This window comes from Microbulbifer sp. TYP-18 (assembly GCF_040932045.1).
Taxonomy (GTDB): Bacteria; Pseudomonadota; Gammaproteobacteria; order Pseudomonadales; family Cellvibrionaceae; genus Microbulbifer.
Window position 1 is genome coordinate 26,945 of the sequence record NZ_JBFRBC010000001.1, and the last position, 18,535, is coordinate 45,479.

At 60.1% G+C, this 18,535-nt stretch carries 14 protein-coding genes; 7 read left to right on the forward strand and 7 right to left on the reverse strand.

Annotation, left to right across the window (positions count from 1 at the left end; translation table 11 throughout):
- Positions 1-40: 40 nt before the first annotated feature.
- Positions 41-667, reverse strand: coding sequence for a DUF2799 domain-containing protein (locus tag ABVT36_RS00105; RefSeq protein WP_368454713.1), 627 nt, complete (start codon positions 665-667; stop codon positions 41-43).
- Between the two features lie 353 nt (positions 668-1,020).
- Complete coding sequence (locus ABVT36_RS00110; protein ID WP_368454714.1) at positions 1,021-2,421, reverse strand: S8 family peptidase; 1,401 nt, start codon at positions 2,419-2,421, stop codon at positions 1,021-1,023.
- Positions 2,422-3,282: 861 nt separating this feature from the next.
- Here ABVT36_RS00110 and ABVT36_RS00115 point away from each other — a divergent pair.
- Entirely contained in the window at positions 3,283-5,880 is a 2,598-nt protein-coding gene (locus ABVT36_RS00115) for a TonB-dependent receptor plug domain-containing protein (protein WP_368454715.1), read from the forward strand.
- 79 nt (positions 5,881-5,959) lie between these two features.
- Here ABVT36_RS00115 and ABVT36_RS00120 read toward each other — a convergent pair whose 3' ends face one another.
- The 4 genes from ABVT36_RS00120 to can form a co-directional block, all read right to left on the reverse strand.
- Positions 5,960-6,742: a glycerophosphodiester phosphodiesterase gene (locus ABVT36_RS00120; RefSeq protein ID WP_368454716.1), complete on the reverse strand. Its 783-nt coding sequence runs from the start codon at positions 6,740-6,742 to the stop codon at positions 5,960-5,962.
- A 125-nt stretch (positions 6,743-6,867) separates the two neighbouring features.
- On the reverse strand, positions 6,868-7,380 hold the full coding sequence (locus tag ABVT36_RS00125) for a flavin reductase family protein (RefSeq protein WP_368454717.1): 513 nt from the start codon (positions 7,378-7,380) through the stop codon (positions 6,868-6,870).
- An 80-nt stretch (positions 7,381-7,460) separates the two neighbouring features.
- Positions 7,461-9,104, reverse strand: a complete 1,644-nt coding sequence (locus tag ABVT36_RS00130; RefSeq protein WP_368454718.1) for an FAD-dependent oxidoreductase — start codon at positions 9,102-9,104, stop codon at positions 7,461-7,463.
- A gap of 97 nt (positions 9,105-9,201) precedes the next feature.
- A complete protein-coding gene (gene can / locus ABVT36_RS00135) occupies positions 9,202-9,861 on the reverse strand; it encodes a carbonate dehydratase (RefSeq protein WP_368454719.1) in 660 nt (219 codons plus the stop codon).
- 34 nt (positions 9,862-9,895) lie between these two features.
- Here can and ABVT36_RS00140 point away from each other — a divergent pair, with 34 nt between their 5' ends.
- The 6 genes from ABVT36_RS00140 to ABVT36_RS00165 all read left to right on the forward strand — a co-directional run bounded on the left by ABVT36_RS00140 (position 9,896) and on the right by ABVT36_RS00165 (position 16,815).
- Positions 9,896-10,702: a GNAT family N-acetyltransferase gene (locus ABVT36_RS00140; RefSeq protein ID WP_368454720.1), complete on the forward strand. Its 807-nt coding sequence runs from the start codon at positions 9,896-9,898 to the stop codon at positions 10,700-10,702.
- Between the two features lie 197 nt (positions 10,703-10,899).
- Complete coding sequence (locus ABVT36_RS00145; protein WP_368454721.1) at positions 10,900-11,619, forward strand: hypothetical protein; 720 nt, start codon at positions 10,900-10,902, stop codon at positions 11,617-11,619.
- Positions 11,620-11,855: 236 nt separating this feature from the next.
- On the forward strand, positions 11,856-12,980 hold the full coding sequence (locus ABVT36_RS00150; protein WP_368454722.1) for a phospholipase A: 1,125 nt from the start codon (positions 11,856-11,858) through the stop codon (positions 12,978-12,980).
- A 154-nt stretch (positions 12,981-13,134) separates the two neighbouring features.
- On the forward strand, positions 13,135-13,539 hold the full coding sequence (locus ABVT36_RS00155) for an NUDIX hydrolase (RefSeq protein ID WP_368454723.1): 405 nt from the start codon (positions 13,135-13,137) through the stop codon (positions 13,537-13,539).
- A gap of 341 nt (positions 13,540-13,880) precedes the next feature.
- Positions 13,881-15,854 carry an aminotransferase class I/II-fold pyridoxal phosphate-dependent enzyme gene (locus ABVT36_RS00160; protein WP_368454724.1) on the forward strand — a complete coding sequence of 658 codons (1,974 nt, stop codon included), beginning with the start codon at positions 13,881-13,883 and terminating at the stop codon, positions 15,852-15,854.
- Positions 15,855-16,074: 220 nt separating this feature from the next.
- The gene (locus ABVT36_RS00165) at positions 16,075-16,815 is read left to right on the forward strand and encodes an SDR family NAD(P)-dependent oxidoreductase (RefSeq protein WP_368454725.1); all 741 of its coding nucleotides are present in this window, start codon (positions 16,075-16,077) and stop codon (positions 16,813-16,815) included.
- A gap of 45 nt (positions 16,816-16,860) precedes the next feature.
- Here ABVT36_RS00165 and ABVT36_RS00170 read toward each other — a convergent pair whose 3' ends face one another.
- Positions 16,861-18,531, reverse strand: coding sequence for an acyl-CoA dehydrogenase family protein (locus ABVT36_RS00170; protein WP_368454726.1), 1,671 nt, complete (start codon positions 18,529-18,531; stop codon positions 16,861-16,863).
- Between the last annotated feature and the right edge of the window lie 4 nt (positions 18,532-18,535).

Sequence of the window (18,535 nt, forward strand, 5' to 3'; positions counted from 1 at the left end):
CTGGCCCCGCTTGTGGCCTGCTGCCCGCAGGCTCGGCGGGTCAGTGGTAGGGGGAGTGCAATTGGGCTTCCCGGTAGTCAGCTTCCCGCAGTGCCAGTTCGTGTTCCAGATCCCGGATATCCAGTCCAAGTTCAGTGTGACGTCCTTTCAGGCGGGCGATATCGGCAAGCAGGGTCACTCTCTCTTCACGGGTGGATTCATCGCTCACCAGCCGGGCGCTCATTGCGGTGATATCGTCGAGAATCTGCTCGCGTTCACTGTGTGCACTGTCAAGGGCATCGGCTACGGCAGTGGCTGCATTGCGGGCCTGGTAAAGTCCGCGACCTACCTCGTAACCTTGCACAAATAACCCTTCCAGTTCCGCCGGGCAAACGCCGTTATAGGTGCCGCCGGAACGACCCAGGCGGAAGCCCCGCAATTCGGTACAGTAGAGTTCAAGTCCCTGGGCGCGGCCGGAGCGATAGGCGGCGGTGTCAGGGCGGACGCCGTGGTCCGCACAGGCCTGGCGGTGCCTGCTTAGCCGGCCGAGATCGCGCCCGCGGGCACCGTCCTCGTAGCCGATTGAATGCCAGTCGGCCAGGAGACACTCCTCCTCACTCATAGTGGCGCAGCCGTTGAGCAGTATCAGGAGAGTGGTGAGGGACAGCAGGCGTATTGGTATTGTCATGTTTTGCTCCCGCAGCAGTGATGGACAGGCTAGTCCTCCGAAGCTGTACCCAAGCTGAAGCAGAACCACTAAAAGCTAGGAGAATAGCGCCAGCCTTGCGCTGGCTGCTACAGCTGGCCTGTTAAGTGGAATTTATATCAGTGGGGGAGAGCAGTAATAAAGGGGCGCCGGGCGCCCCTTCAGCGACTGGAAAAGTCCAATCCAGTTTTCGTTCAGTTAGTGTCAACAGGCCCTAGTGTAAACAGGCCCTAACACCCGGTGGCCGCTTATAGCTGCCGCCACCGGAGCCAGTGCCCTGGTATCGATCACCTGGATCCTCCCTTTCCCTTATCAATCACGGGTTCAGCACTGGCCTATGGCACCGCATTAAGGGCCGCATTGGCGTCGATGATACCGGTACCACAGCCGCCGGGGCAGGAGCCGGGAACAGGAAGGGGACGGGTTGTGGCCTTGAGAATGTTCTCCACCTGGGCGGGTGTCAGGCTGCTGTTCTTAGAGTACATGAGAGCCGCGGTGCCGGACACGTGGGGTGCGGACATGGAAGTGCCCTGGTAGTACACATAATTTTCCGTGCTAGGGGAGGTTGAGCCACTGTTAAGGGTCGAGGCGACGCCGTGGGTTGGATCGAAGAGTACGTCTCCCCCCGGTGCGCTGACGTCCACGATGGAGCCAAAGTTGGAGTAATAGGAGCGGGCGCCAAAGCGTTCGGTGGCGGCGACGGTGACCACGTTAAAGCAGTTGGCAGGACGGAAACCGGAAGCGTCCGCGTTGCTGTTTCCGGCACTGACCACTACAGTGGCGCCGTTGGCGACAGCGATGTTAATGGCGTTTTGGTAGGTGGAACCACAAGCGCCGACCCCGCCGAGGCTCATATTGATCACCTGGGCTGGGTTGGCATTGGCGGGGACGCCAGGCACGCTGCCGCCCGAGGCCCAGATAACCCCGTCGGCGATATCGGAAATAAAGCCACCGCACTTGCCCAGAACCCGAACCGGTACCACTTTCGCATTGAAGGCAACACCGGCCACGCCCAGGTTATTGTTGGTGACGGCGGCTACGGTGCCGGATACATGGGTGCCATGCCAAGTGCTTGAGCGGAAACTCGGTGGATTCCCGGGGCCACACTCGTTGGCATTGACCCAGTCCCCAGGGTCGCTGGCATCTGGATCGCGTCCGTCGCCGTCATTGGCCACCGCGAGGGTGCTGATAAAGTCGTAGCCACGCAGCATGTTGGCGTTCAGGTCCGAGTGGAACACATAGCCGGTATCCACCACCGCCACTGTCACGCCGGAACCGGTCTGCTGATCCCAGGCCAGGGGCAGGTTGATACCGCCAGCGGGCTCGAAGTAGTGCCACTGGGCGCTGTAGAAGGTGTCATTGGGCACAAACTGCGGTTGCATCAGCGCGTCTTCTTCCACAGAGAGAATATTCGGATCCGCCTCCAGCGTCAGTTCGAGTCTTTTCAGCTGGCCCGGGGTCATGCGCTTGTCCAGCTGGTATACATGGCGATCCGCCAGTGCCATGCCGCGCACATGCGTCATTGCCTGGCCACTCCGCCGCGCATGTGCAGCAGCCTGGGTTGGCCAGTCGCGGGCTGTAGTGTCTTTGTATTGCACGATAATACGTTGCGGCATATTGGAAAAATCGCTGCTGGCATCACGAACTACGGCAGTTGCGCTCAATGACAGCAGGCCCAATGTCACCGCGGATATGGTCAGGCCAGCTTTAAGGCTTTCTTGAATGGTCGATTTCATTTTGTCCTCCAGTTACTGGATCGAGAGTGGACAGCCTGGGTGCCGGGCCGGGCTTGCCAGTGACAAACCGGGCCAGCAGGCTTAGGTAATCCATACTAATGAAAATCTATTAATTAAGATGAAGCTTTTGAGATTGATGCAGATATGACAAAAAAAGCTATAAATCTTTCATCATTTGATACTGTATAACATCTGCTAACCGGCTGAAAACATGCGCGAGCGGACCAAACGAGATTTAGTTCTCGATTACCGGATGATTTTGGGGTCGTTGTTGTGGGGGAAGTGAAATGGCGTTTTTAGCCTCCCTAAGCCCGAAGATGTTGCGCTTTGGATCAGTGTCCTGGGTTCAGATATGACGCTGCCCAGTCAGGGCCATCAGTGATTGCCCTGGGAGCGCTTGTACTTTTTTTGATCAATTTGGCTCGAGCAAAACGCTGGTCAAACCGTTGGCCGGCGCTACTGCCACAAGTGTTGTGCTGGCTGCTGAAGAGGTCGCTTCCGGTAAATTTTCCGGGAGCCAAAGGGCCGGGGTGATAATCAAACAGATTTTGATAGATTTAATGGCCAGATAAGAAAGAGATAAAAAAATGTTTATCTCGTAAAAACAGTTTAGGGGTAATGAATTTTGCACTTATCCCGTAATTTGCCTTGGTGCGTAACGATTTGTCGTGCTTTCCCTCTGATTCTTTGTGATTACGGGTGGAGCATTGCCCCACAAGAGTGAATTGAATACCCTGGCCCACCTGATTGTGCGGTCGCGCAACCAGATTTTTTTGCATGAACGCCTCATGCATCCGGCCCCGAGAAATCGGACAGTGTGGTGATCTGAGGTATAACCATAACAGAGAGGACGGGCACTTTATGCAACCCAATAGATTCAAACCGCTGTCCCTGGCCATCGCCACGGCACTGTCGATGCCAGTTTGTGGCGCTCTCGCCCAGGAACAGCAACAGCCCAGCGCTGATAACAGTGTCATAGAAGAGGTGATTATCACGGGGACCCGGAGGGAGGGTGTTGCCCCCACGGAAACCCTTTCCCCGGTGGATGTGCTCGGCGGTGCCAGCCTGTCTGATCAGGCCAGCTTCGACCTGACGGAATCCCTGGCCAAGGTAGCGCCCTCTTTTAACACTCAGAGGTTTCCCATCTCCGATGGCACGGCATTTATTCGCCCGGTCACTCTGCGCAATTTGTCACCGGATCAGACGCTGGTGCTGGTAAACGGCACCCGCCGACACCGCTCCGCACTGGTCAACCTGCAACTGGCCCCACTGGGGACTGTGAACCAGGGAGCGCAGGCGGTGGACTTCGCGGCGATTCCCGCAGCGGCGATTGAGCGTGTGGAGGTACTGCGTGACGGCGCTTCGGCCCAATACGGCTCCGACGCTATCGCCGGTGTCGTGAATGTGATTCTCAAGGACGACGCCGAGGGCATCAGTCTGTCGGCCCAGACTGGCGAATATTTCGAGGGGGACGGCGCCCGCACCATTGTGGCCGCCAATGGGGGTTTTGGGCTGGGTGAGCGCGGCTTTCTAAACGCCACCATTGAACACTCCACCTCCGATAAAACCTCCCGCGGTGTTCCACATGCCGCCACAGCAACTGTAGCCAGCGCAGTCGGTACAGAACAGGTGCCACTGGATGGACTCGGCCAGCGCTGGGGGGACCCGGATGTCGAGGTCATGAAACTGTTTATCAATACAGGTTACGATATCAGCGACAGCGTGGAGCTGTACGGTAACGTCGGCTATTCCGACAACGAAACCATTTCCGACTTCTTTTACCGCGGCCCGGTACTGGATCCGCAGTTCGAGTTTGGTGCGCGTGAAACCCTGCAGAGAGACAGAGATGGCGATTTTCTGCCGGATCCAGCGCCCCAGTCGCTGATCGACAGTATTCAGGCCCAGGGACTGAGCCCGTCGGACTACCTGGTGGCCGACAGCGACAGCCCCAGTGGCTATGTGCTGCGCAACCCCATCTATACCCAGTTCCCCGGTGGTTACAATCCGCAGTTCGGCGCCGATATCACTGACCTGTCGGCAGTGTTCGGTGCCCGCGGCGAACTGGCTTCCGGCATGAGCTGGGATGTCCGCGCGCGCACGGCGGAAAACGAGGTGTCCTATGTGCTGCGGGATTCCATTAACCCCAGCCTGGGTATTTTGTCACCCACCTCCTTTAATCCGGGAACCCTGACCCAGGAAGAGACCAGCCTGAATGTGGACTTCGTCCAGCCGGTAGACCTGGCCTGGCTGGCGTCGCCGCTCAACATTGCCTTTGGTGCTGAGTGGCGCGATGAGACCTATAAGATCGGCGCGGGCGATGCGGCTTCCACCGAGGTGGGTCCCACCGGCGAGGAATTTGGTGTGGGTTCGGATGGATTCCAGGGCTTTCCTGCAGAAGCTGCCGGCAGCTTTAGCAGTGAAAGTATGGCCGCCTACATTGACCTGGAAGCGGACGTCAGCGACAGCCTGACCCTGGGCGCGGCGCTGCGTTTTGAGGACTATGACGAATTTGGTTCGACGTCGGACTGGAAACTGTCTGCCCGCTACGACTTTAGCGAGAGCTTTGCCCTGCGGGGAACCGTCAACACCGGTTTCCGCGCGCCCACGCCGGGGCAGGTGAATACCCTCAACGTGACCACCACCGCCGATCCGAGCGGCAGGCTGATTCCCTCCGGAACCTATCCGGTGGACAATCCGGTGGCACTGGCGCTGGGCGCCAAGCCGCTGACCCCCGAAGAGTCCACCAGCTTTACCCTGGGTGTAGTGGTGAATCCGTTTGACAACACCAGTGTCACCGTCGATTACTATCGTATCGATATCGAAGATCGGTTGGCATTGCGCAACTTTGCCATTGGCGCGCAGGAAGTGGCCCTACTGACAGCAGCGGGGGTGGAAAATGCGGAGTTACTGGACGAAGGTAATGCCAATTTCTTTGTCAACGCCTACGATTCGGAAGTGAGCGGTGTCGACGTCGCCATAACCAGTGACTTCGAGGTGGGGGGGAATCTGCTCACCGTGGACCTGCGCCACAACCACAACCAGCAGGAGGTCACTAGCGTGGCTCCCAACACCATCAATGCATCGCGGGTGTTTGACCTGGAAAATCAGGTGCCCAGCGACCGCACAGTGCTGACCTTCGACTACGATACCGGTGAGGTATTCAGCGGCTATCTGCGCTTTAACCGTTACAGCAGCTGGGAATCCACTTTTGGCCAGCTAGGCCCTGGCGATGCCTCCGATGCCAGCAGCTATGGTGGCGAGGTGCTGGTGGACCTGGAGGCGAAGTTTACCTTCCAGGACAGCTATACCCTGGCCCTGGGTGGTGAGAATATCTTCGATGTGCTGCCCGACGATGAGCAGAGCCCGATCTTGCAGTCCCTGGGAGTGCAACACGCACTCACGTCGCCGTTTGGCTTCAATGGGGGCTTTTGGTATTTGCGTGCGAGCGCGGAGTTCTGATCGCGGTTGTTTCGCGAGACGACAAAAAAGCCGGCGCTTGCGCCGGTTTTTTTGTGGCATTTGGCAATGTCCCTGGAGCTTATTCCGTGTCCCGGGGTTCCGGTCCCCCAGCCTGGAGCAGCCGCTGCTGCTGAATCAATATCTCCGCCATCTTGCCGGCGTTGTACTCCATGACCAGTTCGGGCTCATCGGTAAAGACGCCATCCACCCCCATTTTGCCTAACAGGGCGAGATCAGCCGGGTCGTTCACCGTAAATACATAGGTTCTGAGGCCCCTTTGCGTGCAGTCGGCGATAAGCTCTGCATCGACAAAGTCCAGGTTCATGTGCAGGGAATAGGCTTGCAAAGGCTCCGCACAGGCTGCCAGGCCCAGGGGGATACCGTCGATAATCACACCGCGGCGGACCTGGGGAATCAGCTGCAGGCACTGGTACACCTGGCGGTGGTCATAGGACGAAACCAGGTAGGATTCGAAGCCCCCGCCGCTGTCTTGCACAAAAGATTCCAGTTCCCGCGCCAGCAGTGCCGCACAATTGGGGCCCTTGAGTTCGATGTTGAGCTGAAGATTGTTGCCCACCAGTTCCAGTACCTCCCGCAGCGCCGGTACCCGGCCACCGCAGGGCAGCAGCTTTTCACGCAGGGCTTCCGGGCACAGGTCCGTGAGCAGTTCACTGCCGGCAATCAGGCGTCCCAGGCGGCGGTCGTGCTTCACCAGCAACTGGCCGCCGATATTCCAGACATCGATCTCGATGCCATCCACATCCACTTCCAGTGCGTGCTGAATAGCCTGCAGGGTATTCTCCGTGGCCTGGCGACGATAGCCCCGGTGCGCAAAACAGAACAGGGTACCCGGCGTTTGCATGATCTACTGACCCTCAGGGAATGCCAGCCTCATTGTGCCTGTGAAGTATGATACTTCAGTTAACATGAGGCCACGCTATGGTTGCTGGGCGCGGGCAAAAGTGATGGAGCTGGTCACGGGGGACCTTAGTCGCCAGCGAGGGCGCGGTACCGGCCGCGATGGAATACCAACGGCTCGCCGCCTTGTGCCGAAAATTCCAGGACTTCACCCAGGAGGATGGTGTGGTCGCCACCGTCGATACACTGGGCCAACCGGCAGTGGAAGAGGGCGGCGCAGTCTTCCAGCCGCGGCACCCGGTCTGGGCCCCAGTGCCATTTTGTGCGGCCAAATTTATCCACGCCGCGCCCGGCGAACAGGTTGGCCAGGTTCTGCTGGTCGGTTTTCAGCACATGCACCGTGAAGTGCCCCCGGCTGGTAAAGGCCTGATAACCCAGGGACTGCTTGTCGACGCTCCAGAGCACCAGGGCCGGGTCCAGAGAGACTGAGTTGAAGCTGTTGACGGTCATGCCCATGGGCTCGCCTTTGGCGTCGCGGGTGGTGACCACGGCCACGCCGGTGGCGAAATGGCCCAGAGTGTCCCGCAGGGCGCGGCTTCTCTGGGGTGTCAGGGAGATAGCAGGGGACCCGTCTGTCGTCATACTCTGGCTTGTTTTCTGCATAAAATTTGTGCTGGCGGCCATTTTACGGCAAAACGGCTGCCATTAGCCATTTTGCCGTGTCAGTCCGCCATCAGGGGCTCGCACTCACTGGCCAGCGATTCCCGCAGGGTGATGGCATTGCCCGTCAGGGCGAAACCCAGCAGCTGGCCGCCGGAGCCGCGAAACTCCGCCCGGACACCGCCGGTCGCATGAGGTTGCCACTGCCAGCTGCCCTCCGCGCTCTCCTGCGGCGGGCACAGGGTTACCGGGTGTAAAGTGGTTTTAACCGCCACTGGCAGAGTACCGTAGCACACCGGGGTCGGCGATCCGGCCAGGGTTTTGGCCAGCGCCCGGGCACAGCTGATCAGCGGTGCGACGAAACAAAGTTGGTGACCATCCACTTCGGCGCAATCCCCCAGGGCGAAGATATTGGCGTCGTCGGTGCGCAGCTGCCGGTTCACCCGAACAGCGCGCCCGATGCCCAGGCCGGCGTCCTTGGCCAGTAGCGTGTTGGCTTGCAGGCCCAGGGCTGCGAGGGCGATATCGGCTTCCAGCACTTCCCCCCGGTCCAGCGTTGCCCGCAGGCCGCTGCCGCTGCTCTCCAAGTGGCACACTTTGCGATTGCTGTGGAAAGTCACACCGGCCGTTTCCAGTGCCTGCTGAAGATCGCGACCGGCGGCCTCCGGCAGCAGGCTTGCCAGGGGCCAGTCCAATGGGTCCACCATGGCCACCTCGAATCCGGCCTGGACCAGATCGTTGGCAAATTCACAGCCGATGAGTCCGGCCCCGATCAGCAGCACCCGACGGCGGTTGATGAGGGCGGTGCGGAAGCGGTGGTAGTCGCCTAGGTTATTGATGCGGAACAGGCGCGCCAGGCCATCTCCTTCGATGGTGGGCAGTTTGGTGGGGCTGGCCCCTGTGGCCAGCACCAGTTGGGCGTATCGCAGGAAGGCTGGCTGGCCGTTATTTTGCGGTGTCAGCTCCAGCCTTCGCGCCTCCCGGTGAATGCGCCTGACCCGGGTGTGGACCAGTATTTCCGCATTCAGCTCCCGGGCCATTTCCTCTGCCGAGGCATCGGCCAGTTGCCGGCTTGTCTTGCCGTGAGCCAATGATGCCGATAGCAGTGGTTTGGAATAGCAGCTGCCGTCATCTGCAGTGATCAGAACCAGGGGCCTGGACTTATCCAGCTTGCGGAACTCTCGCGCCAGGTTGTAGCCGGCCAGGCCGGTACCGACAATGACGAGCGGTTCGGCGGAGCTGTCGATGGCTGGCGCCGGCTGTTCCCCGGTGGTTTCCCCGGACACCAGCACCATATCGAATTCGTCTTTGCTGACGCCGCACTGGGGGCAACTCCAGTCTTCGGGAATGTCCTCCCAGCGGGTACCGGGGGCTATGCCATCCTCGGGCCAGCCCTTGGATTCATCGTAAACCCAGCCGCATACCATACACTCCCAGATGCGGTAGCCGGTGGCGGCGATTGTGGATGGGGCCACCGGTGCCGAAGGTCCAGGCGCGGGGCTGTCGCGCAAAGGCTCAGGTGCGGAACTGCCGCTCAGCTGTATCATCCGGAAGTCTTGCTTGGCGGCGCCGCACTGGGGGCAACTCCAGTCTTCGGGAATGTCTTCCCAGCGGGTACCGGGGGCTATGCCATCCTCGGGCCAGCCTTTGGCCTCATCGTAGATCCAGCCACAAATCTGACACTCCCAAACGCGGTATTCGGACATGATTCTCCCCGACAGGTGGACGGCCTGCCCGGTACCCACCGGGCGGCGATAATTTTGATCGGGAGTGTAAGAAAATTAAGCGCGGAAGTCTGCCCGGTTACTCCAGGTCGTCGTCCTGGGCGATATTGGCCAGAGCGCTGTGGTAGGTCTCGGCGAGCTTGTCCGGTGTGCTGATGGAGAGCCCCAGGTCGTGAATCAGGCCGTCCTTGAGTCCGTATACCCAACCGGTGACAGTCAGTTCCTGTCCGGCGTGCCAGGCGTCGCGGACTATGGTGGTCCGGCAGACGTGGGTGACCTGCTCCAGCACATTCAGTTTGCACAGCAGGTCGACCCTGTCCGGTTCGGGAACCAGTTCGATCAGCGACTGGTGTTTGTCGCGCACGTCCTGGATATGGCGCAACCAGTTGTCAATCAGTCCCAGCTGGCTATTCTCCAGTGCCGCCTGAACCCCGCCACAACCATAGTGTCCACAGACGATCACATGCCTGACCTTGAGAACCTCCACCGCATACTGGAGCACTGACAGGCAGTTGAGGTCGGTGTGCACCACTAGGTTGGCGACATTGCGATGTACAAACAGTTCGCCCGGCAGAAGTCCGACGATTTCGTTGGCGGGCACGCGGCTGTCAGCGCAACCGATCCAGAGGTAGTCCGGGGATTGCTGCTCCGAGAGCTGGAGGAAAAAACCGGGCTTCTCATCCCTGGTTGACTGGGACCAGAGGCGGTTGTTCTTGATCAGTTGCTGGAGAGGGTGCAAAGTCGTTTCCGCTGGTGTCGGTGGATGCCAGGGCGTGAATGGTAACGACTTTTACCCCCACGGCCAAGTTTGCCCCGGCGACCTGATTTTACTCTGTCTATCTGCTAGGCTGCCGCGAAACCGGATTCAGGTCGGCACCGGAGGAGAAGCCAATGGTGATCAGAAGAACGCGCGCAACGCTGAAGTGGCGCCGGCGACCCGCTCGCGGGGTTCCGCTGTGCCGACGCCGGATTCGCGTGAAGCTATGCGCGCGCCGCACCCGGTTTCGGAATTACTTGCGCAGCCTGCGCAGCAGGTTGAGCTCCGCTACCGAGACCCCGGATTCCAACGGCGACATGCAGGAGTAACTATGGACAATGGACCACTGGAAGTTGTGCTGGCGGATTATGGCGATGCCCGCCATGGGGAGGATCTGGTGGCCTTGATGGATGAGTATGCCCGGGATCCATACGGCGGTGGCGATCCGCTACCGGAATCCTGTCGATCCGAGCTGGCGGTCAGGCTGGCGGAGTTTCCCGGTGCTTTCAGTGTACTCGCTTATCGCGCTGGCAGTGCCGTGGGCCTGATCAACTGCTTTATGGGATTCTCCACATTTATGTGTCGGCCGCTGGTGAATATTCACGATGTAATCGTCAGGCGTGGGGTGCGCGGCGAGGGTATCTGTGGCGCTATGCTGGAGCTGGTGGCGCGGGAGGCCCGGCGTCGGGGCTGTGTCAAGTTGACGATGGAGGTACTGGAGAAGAATATTCCCGCACAGGTCGCCTATCGAAAGTCCGGCTTCAAGCCCTATGTGCTGGACGAAGAGATGGGGCAGGCGTATTTCTGGCAGCGGTATCTCTAAGCCCTATTGCCAGGCTCACTGCCGGTAAACGGGTCGAAGCCAATAATGTTCACCGCCTGAGTTTGCCCCAGCCACTCCGCCATTGATTTTCGCGCCTATTCCCGAGCGGAGTTCCCCCCTGTGCAATACTTTCCCTGGCAGGCGAGTTTGCTCCGGGCAGTTTTGCCGCTGCGGGTCGATACAGGGAGGAATGAACCATGCAGTTGAGTGCCAAGTTGGCGCAGGGACGTTATTACTACAGTTGCGACGGTCGTGAGATGCCGGTTCAGGACACTTGGCAGTTGGGTGAGGGCGACCAGGGGCAGCGACTTCTGATCAGTCAGCGCCTGGTGGGTGCGGCGGGTTACGGTATGCAGGTCCGCGCCATTTTATCCGCCGGTCTGGTGAGCGATTGTCAGATGAGCTGGCGCGATCAGGTGGCGGAAGTGAGTGCGCACTATAGCGTCAAGGCCAGGGGGGCGGAACCCAGGGTCGGCGATGCCATCGAAGCTCAGTGGCGCGGCCCCAACGGTCCGCAAAGGGCGCTGGTGGAGGGCGGCAACCGCCTGCTGTTTCCACTGATGCGTATTTTTATGGGGCCCCTGCTGCGCAAGCTGGAGCAGTTCCGCGAGGGTTTGGATGTGGTAACGCCGGATATAGTGGATCCCTCCCAAAGGGGCAAGCTGCTGGCACCGCGAATCAGCCACCGCCAGGCGCGGCCTATGCCCCGGGATGCCGCGAGCCGCAGTACCGAAGAGATGGGTGGCGATATTTCCGCCTTTATTTACCAGGGTGACGATGCCGAGCGGGATGCGAACTGCTATGTGGACAGCCGCGGACTTCTGGTGGGCTACGACTGGCCTTCCAGCACCGGCCGCTTGTGGCAGGTGCGCCTGCGGGATTTGGAGTGGTCGCCGCAATTGGATGCACTGGCATAAACGATTGACCCGGCAACTCAACAGGTTGCCGGGTTACAGCGGTACCGGGATGTGCCTACCAGCCGGCGATTGCGGGATCAGCTTTGGCGCAGTGATCGGCCTGATTTGCAGTGGATGCTGTTTTTGATTTCCAGTCGGACATATTTCCAACCCCGGCGGTGTAAGCTGGGGCCTGTTCACACTAACTGAGTTGGTCCCAGGGCTCGTTTCCGACCGCTTTTCTGAGAGGTACCGAATTGCTGCGCCGAATTTCTGCCCGCCTTATTTCCCTGTGTATTTTGTCGAGTGTGTCGGACAACCTGTTCGCTGATACCCGGGTGCCGGTGGCGCAGGCCGGCGATACGGATATCAGGTGGGACCAGGTGGTTTTCCCGGAGCCGGATCCGGAGCAGCGCCGGCAAGCCTGCCTGCGGGAGCAGATAGTGGTGGCGCCGGCCGATGTCAGTATGGATGAGATTCGCCGCTACTGCGCCGAGCAGGTGGGTGCCGGCCCCGAGCCGCCAAAACCCTTGGAGTCGACCGCTGGGGTGCCCGAGTCGTTGCAGGGAGCGGAAACGACGCCGGAATCCCTTGCGCTGGAGCCGGCCACGGCGATTCGGAACGCCGCCAACAACCCCTTTACTCTGGCATCCCACCGGACAAATTACCTGTTGCCGGTAGTTTACAACCCCTCTCCCAACGAGAGGGTGTTTGAGCAGGCGCTGGACCAGCCGGTGAATCTCGACCATATCGAAGTGCAGTTTCAGCTGTCGGTACAGGTACCCGTATGGCGGGGCTTTTTGGGCAAGGCTTCTTTTCTCAGCGTCGCCTACACCAACCGGAGCTTTTGGCAGGCATACAATTCCGACGACTCGGCACCCTTCAGGGAAACCAATCACGAGCCCGAGCTGCTAATGACCTGGCTCAACGACTGGCATCTGTTTGGGTTCGAAAATATCGCCAACCAGCTGGTTATCAACCATCAGTCCAATGGTCGCAGCGAAGCCCTGTCCCGCAGTTGGAACCGGGTTTACGCCCACCTCTTTTTCCAGCGCGGCAGTTTTCTACTGGGCTTCAAGCCCTGGTACCGGATCAAGGAGGACCGCGAGGAAGATGACAACCCGGACATAGAGAAGTACCTCGGCCACTTTGAGCTGACCGGCACCTATTATCGCGGGGAGCACACCTTCGGGTTGATGCTGCGTAACAATTTACGATCCGATAACCACGGTGCCCTGGAGCTGCGCTGGAGCTTTCCCATGGGCAACCGGGTGCGCGGCTACGTAAAGTATTTCAACGGTTACGGTGAAAGCCTGATCGATTACGACGAGGCGGTTCAGACACTGGGGGTGGGCTTTGAGCTGGCACGGGGCTTCCAGTAATCCGCAGTGGTGACACTTCGCAACCGGGCTGAATATCCCTCGGTCGCCTCATGCCGCTGGGGCTCAAGGCTACTGCGAGGAGACGAGGCCGGCAATTGGCGGAAGCGCTATGCCATTGCCACACGGGGGACAATCCGGCTGGTGGGGAAGGGCGATGGGATTTGAGGACAGGTATCGGTTGAGCGCTCACGCGGTAATCACCAACAGCGCCGGCGAAGTATTGCAGTTGCGCGCCACTTATGCGGACAGAAGCTGGGGCCTGCCGGGGGGAGCGCTGGAGCCGGGGGAAACAGTGCACGAGGCGCTGTTGCGGGAATGTCGCGAGGAACTGGGCCGGGAGGTCAGTATCGGCTATCTGAGTGGAGTCTATTACCACCGGGCCTACCACTCCCACGCTTTTATCTTCCGCGCCGGTTTTTGCGATGAGCGGCGGATATGTCTGTCCGATGAGCACTCGGAATTGCGCTTCTTTCCACTCGAGGAGCTTTCCTCCGTACAGAGACAGCGGGTGGAGGAGTGTCTCAACTTCGATGGCCGGGTGCGCAGCGCCAGATTCTAGTAGGGCCTCTTCACACTAACTGAGATAGCCCAGCTGCCCCTGGTTTAGCGCCCTTCGGCGCTAAACCAGGGGCAGCCCGTCGGCCTCTTGTCGGGTTAATCAGTGAGCCCTTCAACGGAGCCAGGCTGGCGGGGTTTACGGGACAGGGCAGTGTTGGAGAGCGCCGCTGGACTGTCTGCGATGGCGGCTGGCTCCTCAGCCCCTTGCCCGGCCAGGCGGGCCCGGGTCGAACCACCGAATTGAGTAAGGCCGGCTCCGGCACGCCTGCAGTGGTCCTGTGGCGGCATTTCCCCGCACCCCGGGGCTATGCTGAATAGAGTTGTATTGCCGTGGACCTCGAGATGCCTGATCTGGGCAGCCCCACCGGAAGCCGCCAGTTACTGGAGTGCCGGGTCGCCCTGGTTGGGGGCGACCGCCGGTTGGCGAGTCATTGGGTGGGGGCGCTCAACAGTACCGCCGCCCAACATGAAAACCCACTGGGCCTGCGCTTCGAATCAGTGGCCCGCAGCGCCGTAGAGAAGCTGCTGTTGCGCGAGCCAAAGGTGCAGGCGCTGATTGTCGATGGGGGTTGCGACCAGCACAGCCTGAGTGCGGCGGAAGAGCTGGTCGATCACCTGCACGGGGTCCGCACACAGTTGAATGTTTTTCTGGTAGTGCAGGGCTGCGCTGTTTCCGTGTCTGTGCGCCAGCGCTTTGATGAACTCTTCGATCGTCGCGAGGGCAATTTCAATCAGGTGTTTCGCCTGGTACAGGCGTTTATCGCCCGGCGCGCTTCTACGCCCTTTGCCGACACCCTGAAAGCCTATGTATTCAACGCCCGCGACGCCTGGCACACGCCGGGGCATTCGGGCGGTGACAGCCTGCGCAACAGCCCCTGGGTAGGGGACTTTTACCGTTTTATGGGCGAGCATGTATTCAATACGGACCTGTCTGTATCGGTACAGGTGCTGGACAGCCTGCTGGAGCCCCATTCGGTGATTCAGGAGGCGCAGGAACTGGCCGCCCACACCTTTGGCGCACGCCATACATTCTTTCTTACCAACGGCACCTCCACCGCCAACAAGGTGGTGATTCAGCAGATTCTCGGGGGCGGGGGCAAGATTATTGTGGACCAGGCCTGCCACAAGTCGGTGCACCACGCCATCGTCATGAACCGTTGCGAGCCTGTCTATCTGAAATCCACCCTGCACCCGAAGTTTGGCATCTACGGTCCGGTGCGCCGCGAGGATATTTTTCGGGCGCTGGAGGAGCATGGCGATGCGCGCCTGCTGGTGTTGACTTCCTGCAGTTACGACGGCCTGCGCTACGACCTAAAACCCATCATCGATCGCGCCCATAAGTGCGGCGTCAGGGTATTGGTGGATGAAGCCTGGTACGCCCACGGTTATTTTCACCCCGAGCTGCGGCCCACGGCGCTGGAAAGCGGCGCAGACTATGTGACTCAGAGTACTCACAAGATGTTGTCCGCTTTTTCCCAGGCCAGCATGATTCATGTGCAGGACGCTGAGTTCGATGAATTCCGCTTCCGTGAAAACCTCAACATGCACGCCTCCACCAGCCCCCAGTATGTAATGATTGCCAGTCTCGACGTGGCCCGCAAACAGATGGCGATGGAGGGTTTCGGCCGGCTTCAGCAATGCATGCAGATGGTGCGGACCTTGCGTCAGGCAGTGGATGATACCGGCGTCTTTCGGACGCTGACCTGTGCAGACCTGATACCGGATCCGCTCAGGGGCGACAATATCCGGCTGGACCCCACCAAGGTCACCATCGATCTTTCCGCCAGTGGTTTTTCCGGGCGGGAAATGCAGATAAAGCTGTTTGACCGGTACGGTATCCAGGTGGAAAAGACCACTTACAACACAGTGACAGTGCTAGTGACTCTGGGCAGCACAGAGAGCAAACTGCTGCGTTTGATCCATGCGTTGAAACAATTGGCAGTCAACCGCCGCACAAGGGCTCTGGGGGTGGTATCCCGTTGCCTGCCTGCATTTACCCGTCTTACCTGTTTGCCCGCCGATGCCTACTTTGCCGAAACGGAGGAACTTCCGCTGATGGACAACGGCGTCCGGGCGGACAGGCAACTGGTGGGTCGTACCAGCGCCGATGAAATTGTGCCCTATCCGCCGGGCATTCCGGTACTGGTGCCGGGGCAGGAGATATCGGTGGAGATAGTGCAATTCCTGCGGCAGCTGCTGCAGGGGCAGACTGCTGAGGAAATTCACGGTTTGATGTTTCGATCCGATGAGCCGATGCTGCGGGTGGTCCGGGAGGAAGTGCTCAGGGAACTCAATACTGCGTCAGGCGCCCGGTGAATGCCCCGCGCCGACTCGAGTCAGTGAGGCACAAGTTCTTGCGTCTAATTGCACGGGAATCCAGGGCCACGATCAAACCCGTGGGAGGCTGGCGGTTTGTGGAAACAGCTTTTCCCGGCTTGCGCAGCCTGGATTTACGGCACAGGTCCGCAAATTCTGCAGGGTAAATCAAGCCGGGCCCCAGCCATTCCATTGCCCGGTCACGAAAAGGAATCACAGTGTGTTTGAGCAGCCGAACTCCGTATTGATCGCCGGGGCTGGTGGTGGCCTGGGGCAGGCGCTGGTAGCTGAAGTGGGGCGGCGCTGTCCGCAGGCCCGGCTGCTGACCATAAGCCGCAGCCAACCGCCGTCGCAATTATTGCAGGCGGCGGCGAACCGGCATCTCTGCGTACAGCTGGGCAGACCGGAAGCGGTTCAGCAGGTACGGGAGTTTTTGCGCCGCCAGGCGCAGTTGCCGGAATGGGTGATCAACTGTTGCGGTATTCTGCATGACGGGGACCATGTGCCGGAGAAGTCGCTGGACCAGTGCAGTGACGAATGGCTGCTGACATCGATGCGCGGCAACCTGCTGACGCACCTACACCTGGCTCAGGCACTGGGCCCTTTGCTGTCCCGCGGAAATCCATTGTTGTGGGCCTCCCTGTCGGCCAAAGTCGGCAGCATCGGCGACAACCAACTGGGTGGCTGGTACAGCTACCGCATAAGCAAGGCGGCGCTGAATATGCTGGTAAAGAACCTGGCTATTGAGTGGGGGCGCCGGCTGGATTCCAGTTGTGTGGTGGCAGTTCATCCCGGAACCACCGATACCGACTTGTCAAAACCGTTCCAGAAACGTATCGCCCCCGGTAAGCTCTACTCGCCACAGCTCAGTGCCGAACGTATCCTGGAAGTGTTACAGGGGCTAAAACCCAGTGACAGTGGACGCCTGTTGTTTTGGGATGGGCAGGTGATTCCCTGGTAGCAGTTTGCCGTCACCACCGGGGCCTGTAAGCGGCGTTCCCATCGGTCAGGTACTGTGCGGGTTGCCGCGCTCGATCAGTGTGGCCAGGTCCAGACCCCTGGGCAGGCAGCCGGTGCCGTGAGCGCCGCCGGCGTCCAGCCGGGCGGCAATAAAGGCTTCCGCCACTGCGCTGTTGCCGCTTTGCACCAGCAGATGCGCCTGCATGGTCAGCGCCATGCGCTCTACCAGATATCTGGCGCGGTATTCCATTTCCTGTAGATCCGCAAACTGGTTTTTCAGGTCTGCCACGGCCCGGTCCAGGCGCGGGTCGGCGCCGGCGCTGTTGTCCAGCTCGTCGTACCAGGCCACCAGTGCGGAGGGTGTCTTGCCAATGGCTCGCAGCAGGTCCAGTGCCTGAATATTGCCTGAGCCTTCCCAGATGGCATTGATAGGGGCGTCCCGGTACAGGCGGGCGGTGATAAAGTCCTCCACCACACCATTGCCTCCGAGGCATTCCATGGCCTCGTAGGCATGGTGGGGTGTGCGTTTGCAGATCCAGTATTTCCCCACGGCGGCGCCCAGGCGCAGCAGTAGCCGCTGACTCTCCTGGTCGCGGTGGTCCAGTGCGTGCGCCATACGCATGGTTAGGGCCACGGAGCCCTCCACTTCCAGCTGCAGATCGGCGAGGACATTCTGCATCAGCGGCTGGTCGATAAGCTGGCGGCCGAAAGCCCGGCGGTGGGCGGCGTGGTGAATCGCCTGAATCACCGCCTGTCGCTGGGCGGCGGAGGAGCCAACCATACAGTCGAAGCGGGTGGTGGCTACCATCTCGATAATGGCGTTGACACCGCGGCCCTCATCGCCGATCAGCCAGCCGAGGGCGCCGTGCATCTCCACTTCCGACGAGGCGTTGGAACGATTGCCGGACTTGTTTTTCAGCCGCTGGATCTGCAGCGCATTTTTGCTCCCATCAGCGCGCCAGCGCGGCACCAGAAAACAGGACAGCCCCCCGGGGGCCTGGGCCAGCATCAGGAAGGCGTCACACATGGGGGCGGACATAAACCACTTGTGTCCCACCAGTTCGAATACCCTATTGCCGCTGTTGTCCGGCAGCGGAATGGCACTGCTGGTGTTCGCGCGCACATCCGAGCCCCCCTGCTTTTCCGTCATGCCCATACCGATGGTGAGCGCGGCCTTGTCCCCATAGGGTCGGTTACTGGCATCGTAGCCCCGGGCGGTAACCTTGGGCAGCCACTCGGCCGCCAGGTGGGGGTTGAGTCGCAGTGTTGGCACCGCGGCGAAGGTCATGGTGACGGGGCATCCGTGGCCCGATTCCAACTGGCTGTGAAGGTAGTATTTGGCTGCGCGCACCAGGTGCGCACCGGGTTTCGGGTCGACCCATGGCGCACTGTGCAATCCTTCGCTCAGGGCCAGTTGCATCAATTGATGGTAGGCGGGGTGGTAGCGCACCAGATCGATGCGGTTGCCGTTGCGGTCGTGGCTGTCGAATTCGGGCGGGAAGGCATTGGCGAGAAAGCCGCGCTCGATCATTTCCGGACGACCGCAGATTTCGCCATAGCGCTGCAAATCCTCCTCTGCCCAGTGGCCGCCATACATTGTCACTGCATCGCGCAGAGCGCCGTCGCCGGCGTAAAGATTGTGCCCCGTCAACGGCGGCGTCTGGTTGAAAACCGTGTGGGTACTGGTCTGGCTGGAGAGGGACTCAGCTTCACTCATCGTT